The sequence below is a fragment of the Guyparkeria sp. SB14A genome, from assembly GCF_005096345.1.
GTDB classification, from domain to species: Bacteria; Pseudomonadota; Gammaproteobacteria; order Halothiobacillales; family Halothiobacillaceae; genus Guyparkeria; species Guyparkeria hydrothermalis.
In genome coordinates this window covers 1-10,367 of the sequence record NZ_SWAW01000040.1, presented here as the reverse complement: position 1 = coordinate 10,367, position 10,367 = coordinate 1, and the positions used below count along the sequence as shown (strand labels likewise).

At 65.2% G+C, this 10,367-nt stretch carries 8 protein-coding genes and 2 pseudogenes; 1 reads left to right on the top strand and 9 read right to left on the bottom strand.

Going from position 1 to position 10,367, the window contains the following annotated elements; genetic code table 11:
• Positions 1-123, top strand: a pseudogene (locus FAZ79_RS10580) (IS481 family transposase); the annotation flags it as partial.
• Between the two features lie 295 nt (positions 124-418).
• Here FAZ79_RS10580 and FAZ79_RS10575 read toward each other — a convergent pair.
• The 9 genes and pseudogenes from FAZ79_RS10575 to FAZ79_RS11495 form a co-directional block, all read right to left on the bottom strand.
• On the bottom strand, positions 419-2,890 hold the full coding sequence (locus FAZ79_RS10575; protein ID WP_136867934.1) for a heavy metal translocating P-type ATPase: 2,472 nt from the start codon (positions 2,888-2,890) through the stop codon (positions 419-421).
• Positions 2,891-2,920: 30 nt separating this feature from the next.
• Entirely contained in the window at positions 2,921-3,721 is an 801-nt protein-coding gene (locus FAZ79_RS10570; protein ID WP_136867933.1) for a FixH family protein, read from the bottom strand.
• Positions 3,722-3,792: 71 nt separating this feature from the next.
• Entirely contained in the window at positions 3,793-5,217 is a 1,425-nt protein-coding gene (gene ccoG, locus FAZ79_RS10565) for a cytochrome c oxidase accessory protein CcoG (RefSeq protein WP_136867932.1), read from the bottom strand.
• A gap of 251 nt (positions 5,218-5,468) precedes the next feature.
• Entirely contained in the window at positions 5,469-6,389 is a 921-nt protein-coding gene (gene ccoP, locus FAZ79_RS10560) for a cytochrome-c oxidase, cbb3-type subunit III (RefSeq protein WP_136867931.1), read from the bottom strand.
• A complete protein-coding gene (locus FAZ79_RS10555) occupies positions 6,370-6,567 on the bottom strand; it encodes a cbb3-type cytochrome c oxidase subunit 3 (protein WP_136867930.1) in 198 nt (65 codons plus the stop codon). The genes ccoP and FAZ79_RS10555 overlap by 20 nt, the downstream gene beginning before the upstream one ends.
• 64 nt (positions 6,568-6,631) lie before the next feature.
• Positions 6,632-7,366 (bottom strand): cytochrome-c oxidase, cbb3-type subunit II, encoded by a 735-nt coding sequence (ccoO, locus tag FAZ79_RS10550; RefSeq protein ID WP_136867929.1) that lies wholly within the window; start codon positions 7,364-7,366, stop codon positions 6,632-6,634.
• An 18-nt stretch (positions 7,367-7,384) separates the two neighbouring features.
• Positions 7,385-8,842 (bottom strand): cytochrome-c oxidase, cbb3-type subunit I, encoded by a 1,458-nt coding sequence (gene ccoN, locus FAZ79_RS10545; RefSeq protein WP_136867928.1) that lies wholly within the window; start codon positions 8,840-8,842, stop codon positions 7,385-7,387.
• A 249-nt stretch (positions 8,843-9,091) separates the two neighbouring features.
• Positions 9,092-9,907 (bottom strand): malonyl-ACP O-methyltransferase BioC, encoded by an 816-nt coding sequence (gene bioC / locus FAZ79_RS10540; protein WP_231505798.1) that lies wholly within the window; start codon positions 9,905-9,907, stop codon positions 9,092-9,094.
• Positions 9,908-10,057: 150 nt separating this feature from the next.
• Positions 10,058-10,367: pseudogene (locus FAZ79_RS11495) on the bottom strand (hypothetical protein); the annotation flags it as partial.

The window sequence follows — 10,367 nt, the reverse complement described above, 5'->3', positions numbered from 1 at the left end:
CAGCACTTACCCAGATGGCTGCATGACTACAATTGGCACCGGCAACATGGCAGCCTTGACCATAAACCGCCCATCAGCGTCCTTGGGTTACCCGAGGACAACCTCATGAGACTCCACAGCTAGGGAACTCAGCACGATTCGATGACGTCTCTGCGGGACCTCCAAGGGCCCAGATGCAAGGCGCAGTCCGCCGTGAAGGGCCGTCGCCCTTTACAAGGGCGGCAACGCCGCAGATGGGCCCTTGGAGGCCCGCCCGAATGGGGCTCGCGGGTTTGCCCGCACTCGGCGTTGCCGTCCCTCGACGGGCAACGAGCCCGTCTTCGGTCCGGCGCCTTGATTGCGGGCAAACCCGCGAGCCAGAGATGCCATCGAATCGTGCAGAGTTTCCCTAAGTCCCCACTCGGGTGGCTACTCCGCCCTAGCCTCGTCGCAGGCGCAGGGCGTTGCCGATCACGGCAATCGAACTGACCGACATGCCGATCGCCGCCAGCCAGGGCTGCACGAAGCCGAGCGCGGCAATCGGGATCGCGATGGCGTTGTACCAGACCGACCAGGTCAGGTTCTGGTGGATCACGCCCATGGTCCGCCGGGCATAACCCACCGCGAAGGCCGTCTCGGCCACCCGGTCGTTGAGCAGCACCATGTCGGCGCTGTGCTTGGCGACCGCGGTCCCGCCACCCATCGCCATCGAGACATCCGCGCAGGCGAGCACCGGCGCGTCGTTGACGCCGTCACCCACCATCAGCACCCGCCCCCCGTCGGCCTGTAGCGCGGCGACGCGTTCCATCTTGTCCTCGGGCAGGAGGCCGCCCTCGGCGTGGTCCACGCCCAGGTGCCGGCCGATCATCGCGGCCCGGTCGGGCTGGTCGCCGGACAGCAGCCACACCGAGACCCCCTGCCCCTTGAGCCGCTCCACCACCTCGGCGGCGTCGTCGCGCAAGCGATCGCTGAGCACGGCGCGGGCGATCGGCGTGGAGCCCCGCGCCACCCAGACCACCAGCTCGTCGACCGCCGCCTCGCGTTCGGGAAGGGCGATCCCCAGCTCATCCATCAGGCGGGCGTTGCCGACGGCAACGCGCTCACCATCGACGTACCCGCTCACGCCTCGCCCGCTGGCGCTCTCGACCTCCGTGACCGCCGGCGCCGCTCCGTGAGCGTGCTCGTTGCCCCAGGCGGCGAGCGCCCGACCGACGGGGTGGTCGGCGTACTGCTCGAGGGCCGCGACCATGTCCGCCAGGCGCGCGGAGTCCACATCGGCAAGGGGTTCCATGTCACGCACCATCAGCTCGCCGGTGGTCAGGGTGCCGGTCTTGTCGAACACCACGTGGGTGACCCGCGCCAGGCCTTCCAGCGCCCGCCCCCGGGTGACCAGCAAGCCCGAACGGGTCAGGCGCCCCACCGCCACGGCGATCGCCGCGGGCGTGGCCAGCGACAGCGAACAGGGGCAGGTAATCGCCAGGATCGCCACGGCGATCCAGAACGCGCGCGACGGGTCGATCACCAGCCAGGCCGCCGTCACCAGCGCGGTGGTGACCAGCAGGCCGATGACGAACTTGCGCGCGAAGCGGTCGGCCGTCTCGGCGATCCGCGGTTTTTGCGACTGGGCCCGGTCGATCAGTCGGACGATCGAGGACACCATCGTGTCCTGGCCGACCTTGTCGACCTCGACCACCAGCGGGCTTTCGGTGTTGACGGTGCCCGCCGAGACGCGATCGCCGGCGCGCTTGAACTCCGGCAGGCTCTCGCCGGTCAGCATCGAGGCGTTGACGCCGCTCTCGCCCTCGATCACCACCCCGTCGGCGGGCACCGGCCCGCCGGGCCGGACGAGGATGCGATCACCGGGGACCAGGTCGAATGCCGGGATGACCGCCACCGAGCCGTCGGACTCGAAGCGATTGGCGACCTGCGGCACCAGCTTGTTCAGTGATTCGGCCAGCTCGCCGGCCTTGTGGCGCGCACCCTGCTCCAGGAATCGCCCGGCGAGCAGCAGGAAGATGAACATGGTGACCGAGTCGAAATAGACCTCGCCGCTGTGCGTGAGCACCGCGTAGACGCTGCCGCCGTAGGCCAGCAGGATGCTGATCGACACGGGCAGATCCATGCTCACCCGTCGCTGCTTCAAGTCCCGCCAGGCTGGCCGGAAGAAGGCCTGCCCCGAATAGAGCACGATCGGGGTCGACAGCACCAGGCTGACCCACCAGAAGAAATACCGGAGCTGGTCGGACAGATCCAGGAAGTCGCCGAAATACAGCGACAGCGAGATCATCATCACCTGCAGGTAGACCAGCCCGGCGACCGCCAGGCGACGCATCATGTCGTGGCGTTCGCGCCGGTAGACCCGGTCCTGGCGTTCGGGGTCGTAGGGGTAGGCCCGGTAGCCGATCGCCGCGATTGCCCGCAGGATGTCGGAGAGCTGTACCCGGGTGTTGTCCCAGACCACCTGGGCGCGGTGGGTGGTGAAGTTCACCGAGAAGGATTCCACCCCGGGCAGCTGGCGCACGTGGCGCTCGGAGAGCCAGATGCAGGCCGCGCAGACGATGCCCTCGAGGATCAGGGAGGCCTCGCGTCGTTCGCCGTCGCGATTGGCGACGAACGATTTCTGCATCTCGGGGCGGTCGTAGATCGCCAGCTCCTCGAGCACGCGCTCGAGATCGTCGTCCGGGCGCGGCGAGGCCTCGGTGCGGTGGCGGTAGTAGTCCTCCATGTCGGCCTCGACGATCGCCTGGGCAACCGCCTGGCAACCGGGGCAGCACATCTCGCGCTGCTCGCCGAGCACCCGCACGCGGTAGTCCGCGCCGGTGGGCACGGGGAGTCCGCAATGGAAGCAGGCCGCGTCGCCGCCCGGCGCCGCGGCCTCGGGGCGCGCCTCGGTCCTCGCTTCAGCCGTCATCGCTTGATCGCGTCAACCACTCGGCGACGATCAACGGGCAGCGACGTCGGTCGTGCCGCGCAGTTGGTGGCGGTCCTCGCCGCGGCGAATCTCGACGATCACCTCCCAGCGTCCGGGACGGGTCGGCGTCGCCGTGGCCTCGTATACGCCCGGCTCAACCTCGCTCATGCCCTTGACGAAATCCAGGTCCTGGCTCGACGGGCGCAGGAAATGGGTCTCGACCGACGCCCCCGTCACCGGCTCGCCATTGCGGTCGAGTACCTGGATACGAAACGGGGTGGCCTCGTCGACCACCGGCTCGCCCACCCAGCCGCGGCGGATCTGCCAGCCCCGTTCGGACTGCTCTTCGCGGGCCGCGTCATAGGCCTCGAAGGCGCGCACCTTTTCCTGGTAGTCGTGGGCGACCGTGCCGGGGAAGTAGGAAGTGGCGACCGGACCACCCTGGGGCTCGGGCAGGATCTGACGCGCCACGTTCTCGCTCAGCCCGGTCGTGGCGATGGTGAGGAAGATCGAATCGAGCAGGATCAGCACGGCAAAGAAGGCAATGATCGTCGCCGGCCCACGATGGAATGCCATCTTTTGCGACTCGGCGTGCTTGGGCGGCGAGATGAAGCCGAGGATGAAGGCGGTCATCACCAGGATCGCGACCACCATCGCCACCACGTCCAGACCCGGCCAGTTGATGATGGCGTAGGGGGCGTAGGCGGCCAGGGCCAGCGCCCCCAGGATGAAGGCGATCTGCCGACCGGCCGTGGGGAAGCGCCAACGCAGCAGGAAGAACAGGATCGGGATGAGGGTCAGGCCGAGCGCGGCAGGAAGCAATACAGCCATGTCAGAAATCCGGTTGGGTAATGGCCCCGACCAACGGCCGCTGTCGGAACGGGGCGCGTGAAGGCGGACAATCAGCGGAACACGAAACTCGCGTCGTGCTCGAGAGGTTCGATACGTCCGTTTTCCTCGGTCAGGACGAATTGTATCTCGCGCCGCTCGACCTGCGCATCCCGAGGCGCACGCACATGCACCAGGTACTTGCGTGACCCGTCGGCGGGTACCTCGAGCGAGTCGAAATCGCCCACAACGCTCAACGTCGCCTCGGGCAGCCCGTCGATGGCCAGGTCGAACTCGAGCGGCTCCTGCAGCTTATTGTTGATCTTGACGTTGTAGTTGTTCTGGATGTCACCGCTGGCCAGGGTGGTGAACAGCGGCTGGCGCACCTGCTGGACCGAGAAATCGGCCGGCGCACGGGCAAAGATGCCGTACAGCAGCAGCACGGTGGCCGCGACGGTCGCGACACCATAACCGATCGTCCGGAACTTCAGCAGGTTCGGCTTCTCGCCGGTTTCCAGTTCCTGCTCGGAGGCGTACCGGATCAGGCCGGTGGGCCAGCCACGCTTGGTCATGATCTGGTCGCAGGCATCGATGCACAAGCCGCAGGAAATGCACTCGAGTTGCAGCCCGTCACGGATGTCGATGCCCGTCGGGCAGACCTGCACGCAGAGTTTGCAGTCGATGCAATCGCCCACGCCCTGGGCGTGGCGTTCCTCGAGTGTCATCAGCCCCTGCTTGAGCGGCTGGCGACCGGCCTCGCCCTCACCGCGCGCGGCATCGTAGGAGACCAGCAGGGTTTCCTTGTCGAACATCACGCTTTGAAAGCGCGCATAAGGGCACATGTAGATGCAGACCTGCTCGCGGGCGAAGCCGGCGGCGATCAGCGTCGTTGCCGTGAGGATGCCCGTGGTGATGTAGGCCGCGCTCACCGCGTCCAGGGTGAAGAAGCTCACGAACAGCTGCGGGGCGTCCGCCCAGTACGCGGTGAAGGTAAACCCGGTCCAGAAGGCGATAAGGGTCCAGATCGCGACGGTCAGCCCTTTCTTCGCGATCTTCTCGCCGTTCCAGGGCTGCTTTTCTAGGCGCATGCGCTTGTTGCGATCGCCCTGCACCAGGGCCTCGACCTTCATGAACACGTCGGTCCACAGGGTCTGGAAGCAGAAATAGCCGCAGAACGCCCGACCCACGAGACCGGTCACGAAGAACAACAGCCACGCCGCCAGAATCAGGAAACCGGCCAGCAGGAACATGTCCTGCGGGTGGATGACCAGATCGAAGAGATAGTAGCGGCGCGAGGGAATGTCGAACATCACGGCCTGATCCGGCCCGACGCCGCGCTCCCAGCGCACCCATGGCAACAGGAAGAACACGCCGTAGGCCACCAGCAACACGATGTCCTTGAAGCGGCGGAACCGCCCGTGAATCGCCTTGGGATGAATCGGCTCGCGCGCCTGGTAGAGCGGTTCGGCCGGGTAGCTCGGATCGTCGTGATGGGCCATCTATCAGTCTCCGAATTGGTGCATCGGGAATATCTTATATCCCATAGGGTTTTTCTCTAAACCCAAGATGGTTACCCGGGATTGGCGACGATCCCCGTTGCTCGTTTGCACCGTTTTTTTCCGCCAACGAAAACAGTCAACGGCCGCCGCCAGCGCCAACGCCGACACAAAAAAACACCGACCAGACGGCCGGTGTTCTTCCTTGGCGTGAGCGGCGCGCGACGGCGCCGCTGGCGATCCATGTCTGCCGATCAGTTGCCGCCCATCTGACGAACGTAGATGGCGAGCATGCGCGCCTGGGTCTCGGTGAGACGGTCACCGAAGGCCGGCATTTCACGCTGGATGCCGTTGTTGACCACGTGCTTGATCTCGTCGACCTTGCAGGCCACGTCATCGCCGCAGCCCGGCACGTCGGCCACGCCCCAGATGGCATCCGCGAGGTTCGGTGCGCCCATGGCCTCGTTGCCCTTGCCCTCGGCGCCGTGACAACCGGCACAGCTGGCGAACGCCTGCTTGCCGCGGCTGGCCGCCTCGCCGCTGATCTCGGCCTCACCCGAGAGGCTCAGCACGTACTTGGCCAGGTCGTCGATCTTGTCCTCCGCGACGTTCTGGGCCGGCATGTTGCCCTGGATGCCGTTGTTGATCTTGTCGACGATGGTCTCGTAGGAGTTGCCGTAGAGCCAGGCGTTGTCGGCGAGGTTCGGGAACAGCCCGATCTTGCCCTGGCCGCCGGCACCGTGACACGCCGCGCAGTAATCACCGAAGGTGTAGTTGCCCATCGACATGGCGAACTGCAGGGTGTCCGGATCCTGCTCGATTTCCTCGAAGCTCATGTCCTTGACCTTGCCGACCCATTCTTCCTGGGCGAGGGCCGAGGGACTGGACTGCATGTCGCGGGTGAACAGCGCACGGGTGTTCCAGTGCTCGCTGACGGTCTTCTCTTCGCCGTCTTCCCCTTCCACGGTGTACTCGACCGTGTTGATGCCCTTCGTGTAGCTGTCGCCATAGGGCCACGCCGGGTAGAGGATCCAGTAAACCACCGAGAAGACGATGGTGACGTAGAACGCCCACAGCCACCAGCGCGGCAGGGGGTTGTTGTACTCGCGCAGATCGCCGTCCCAGACGTGCCCGGTGGTCTCGACCTGCCCCTGCTTATTTTCCGTTTGACTCATCTTTCTTCACCTGTTGTTTCTTTTCATGCGTGGGGTCGAGCTCGTCGTCGTCCATGAAGGGGATGTCCTTGTACGACTCGAGACGCTGCTTGCGCTTCTTGCCCGTGTAGACGTAAAGGATGATGCCGACGAACGCGCTGAAGAACAGAACCAGCGCCAACGGCTTGCTGTTCTCCATGTCGCCCAACCACGCAAAAATATCGCCAATCAAGAGATCACCTCGACGGTGGCGGTTTCAAGTATCAACGGAACTGGTTGAAGTGGCCGTCTTCGTACTTGGAGAAGTCGACCATCGTGCCCAGCATCTGCAGGTAAGCCACGAGGGCGTCCATTTCGGTGATGCGGTTCGGATCGCCGTCCCAGTTCTGCGCACCGGCCTGGCTTTCCAGGACCTCGGTCGCGTTGCCGACGTGGAGCTTTTCGGCCATGTCGGCGCCGAACTGCTCGACGTTGGCGTCGTACTCTTCCTGACTCTGCGAGTACGGCACGCCGACGCGCTTGAGCGCCACCATGCGGTCCTCGATCTGGCTGTAGTCCAGCTCGTTCTCCAGGAGCCAGGGGTAACCCGGCATGATCGACTCCGGCACCAGCGACTGCGGGTCGACCAGGTGCTGGGTCTGCCATTCGTTGGAGTACTTGCCGCCCACACGGGCCAGGTCCGGACCGGTGCGCTTGGAGCCCCACTGGAACGGGTGGTCGTACTGGGACTCGGCCGCCAGCGAGTAGTGGCCGTAACGCAGCTGCTCGTCACGGAACGGACGGATCATCTGCGAGTGACAGGTGTAGCAGCCCTCGCGGACGTAGATGTCACGGCCCCGCAGCTCGAGCGGGGTGTAGGGACGGACACCGTCCACTTCCTCGACCGTTTCCTCGATGTGGAACAGCGGGACGATCTCGACCAGCCCCCCGATGCTGATGACCGCCAGGGTGAGGACGATCAGCAGGCCGGAGTTGATTTCAATGCTTTCGTGTTTCATTCACCTAACCTCAATCCTTTAGCGTGCGGCGGCAGCAACGGCGTCGCGGCCTTCATCGGATGCCGGCTGACGGGCACCCGAGATCGTCATGTAGATGTTGTACGACATCAGCAGCATGCCCGAGAGGAAGAAGGCACCACCGATGGCACGCACCACGTACGGGATATGCAGGAACGAGACGGTCTCGATGAAGGTGTAGGCGAGGTTGCCGTACTGGTCGAAGGCACGCAGCATCAGGCCCTGGCCGATACCGGCGACCCACAGGGCGACGATGTAGAGCACGACACCGATGGTGGCCAGCCAGAAGTGGACGAACACCAGCTTGGTCGAGTACAGCGTGGTACCCCAGAGACGCGGGATCAGGTGGTAGAACGAGCCGATGGTGATCATCGCGACCCAGCCCAGCGCGCCGGAGTGCACGTGGCCGACGGTCCAGTCGGTGTAGTGCGACAGGGCGTTAACCGACTTCAGCGACATCATCGGACCCTCGAAGGTCGACATGCCGTAGAAGGCCAACGCGGTGATCAAAAACAGCATGATCGGATCGGTGCGCAGCTTCTCCCAGGCGCCCGACAGGGTCATGATGCCGTTGATCATGCCGCCCCAGGAGGGCAGGAGCAGCAGGATGGAGAAGGTTGCCGCGAGGGTGGAGACCCAGTCCGGCAGCGCGGTCCAGTGCAGGTGGTGCGCGCCCACCCACATGTAGAGGAACGACAGCGCCCAGAAGTGCACGATCGACAGGCGGTAGGAGTAGATCGGGCGACCGGCCTGCTTGGGCACGAAGTAGTACATCATGCCGAGGAAGGCGGCAGTCAGGAAGAAGCCGACCGCATTGTGGCCGTACCACCACTGGGTCATCGCATCCTGCACGCCGGCGAACAGCGCGTAGGACTCGAGGCTGTTCCAGGCGACCGGCACCTGCAGGTTGTTGAAGATGTGCAACAGCGCGGTAGCCAGGATGAACGCCATGAAGAACCAGTTCGCCACGTAAATGTGCGGCTGGCTGCGCTTGACCAGGGTCATCGCGTAGACGGCGAAGTAGATCACCCAGACGACGGTGATCAGCAGGTCGATCGGCCAGACGAACTCGGCGTACTCACGACCCTGGGTGTAACCGGCCATGTAGGTGATGACACCCAGCACCAGGGCCAGCTGCCAACCCCAGAAGGTCAGTTCGGGCAGCAGCTTGCCACCCCAGAGGCGCGCCTGGCAGGTGCGCTGCACGATGTAGTAGGACGTTGCGAACAACGCACTGCCACCAAAACCGAAGATCACCAGGGTCGTGTGCACGGGGCGCAGACGACCGAAGGTGATCTCGGCGATGTTGAAGTTCAAAAACGGCCATGCCAGCTCACTGGCAATATACACACCGGCAAGCATCCCCAACACGCCCCAAATCATGGCCATGATGGCGAACTTCTTGACGATGCCGTAGTTGTACTGCTCGGTCGCTACCGAAGCTGTTGTGGTGGACATCGTGACCCCTCCAGACTTTTAGGTTCATCCCGGCCGCGTCGGCCAGACCCTTTTTCGCGGTCGGCAATCATAATCGAATCCCCTGCCGACAAAAACCTATGAATTTACTAATTTACTCGCGTGACACACGCCGCCACGACGGGCTTTCAACCAGTTAGCGGGCATTTCGCCCATGCATAAGCAAACCTGATTGATCCGCGCGCAAGTTTTATCTGTTGCGCGGCCGCCACAATGCCTCACCGCCCCGGCTCAGTCGGCAGCCACGACCCCATGGGAGGGCGCGGCTATCGGCGACACCCCCGTGCCCCAGGCCAGCCCGTAGACGATTTCATAGGTCAGGGGGATGCGCCCATCGACCGCCTGGCCGGCCAGCGCGTCACGGAACCGGCGCCAGACCCTCGGCCCGGTCATGCCCGCCGACCGCCCCGCCTGCGCATTGCCGACCCCAACCCCCCGGAGATCGGCCAGCAGCGCATCGACCGTCGGATAGGTGACCGTCAGGGTCTCGCGATCCATCACCGGGTCGGCCAGCATCGCCGAGACCAATGCATCCCCCAGATCGTGCATGTCGAGAAACTGGTGAACGTGGGGCGAGGGGTCGACCTCGGCCCAGGCGCGCCTTATTTCCTGCAGGCTGTCCGGTCCCAGCGTGGTGAACGCAAACGGGGCGCCCGAGGCGCATACCCGGGCGACCTCGCCGAAGAAGGCATCGGGCCGATCGCTCCACTGCACGGCGAAATTGGAGACCACCGCGTCCATGCTGCCGCCGGCGAACGGCAGCGCATGCATGTCGGCCGCCACGGCGGCGCGATGCGGCGACCACCAACGCCGCCGCGGCAGGCAGCGCAGCATGTTCTCGGCAAGATCCAGCCCCACCACGTCGGCCTGCGGGTAGCGCTGGCGCATGGCACGCACCATCTGACCGGTACCCGATCCGAGATCGAGGATGCGCGTCGGATCGAGCTTGAGCCAGCCGAACCGCTCGTCCAGCCGTCGACCGATCTCGCGCTGGACCGCCGCGTGACGGTCGTACTCGCTCGCCGCGCGGTTGAATCGCTCGCGCACACGGCGCAGATCAAAGGGAGGTAAGGGAGACATACCGGGAAATAGAAACTCGCGAATGGTGGTGGGTGGCGGCGAGCGATTCGGTTCGATCGACGCCCGACGACGGGATGCTTCATTGTCGGGTGACCCGAGTGGCCAAGGCCTCGGCGCCTACCGAGGCGACGCGATCGCGCCCGCCAGCTCGGCGACGTGGTCGAGCCAGGCGGCGTGACCCGGTTGCGCGAAACGGTTCACCCGCAGGTGCGCGGGCAGATTCAGGTGGCTCGGCCAGTCGACCGGCACCAGTGGGTCCGCCGGCGCAAGCCAGACATCCACCGGCACCTCGATGCCGGCCAGGGCCTGCCGAAGGTCCAGCTCGGCGAGCCAGTCCAGCCCCTCGACCGCCGCCGACGCAGCATCCGCGGCAGGCTCGACCGGGAGACCGAATCGCCGCCGAAAGGCCGCCGCTGCTCGACGGGGG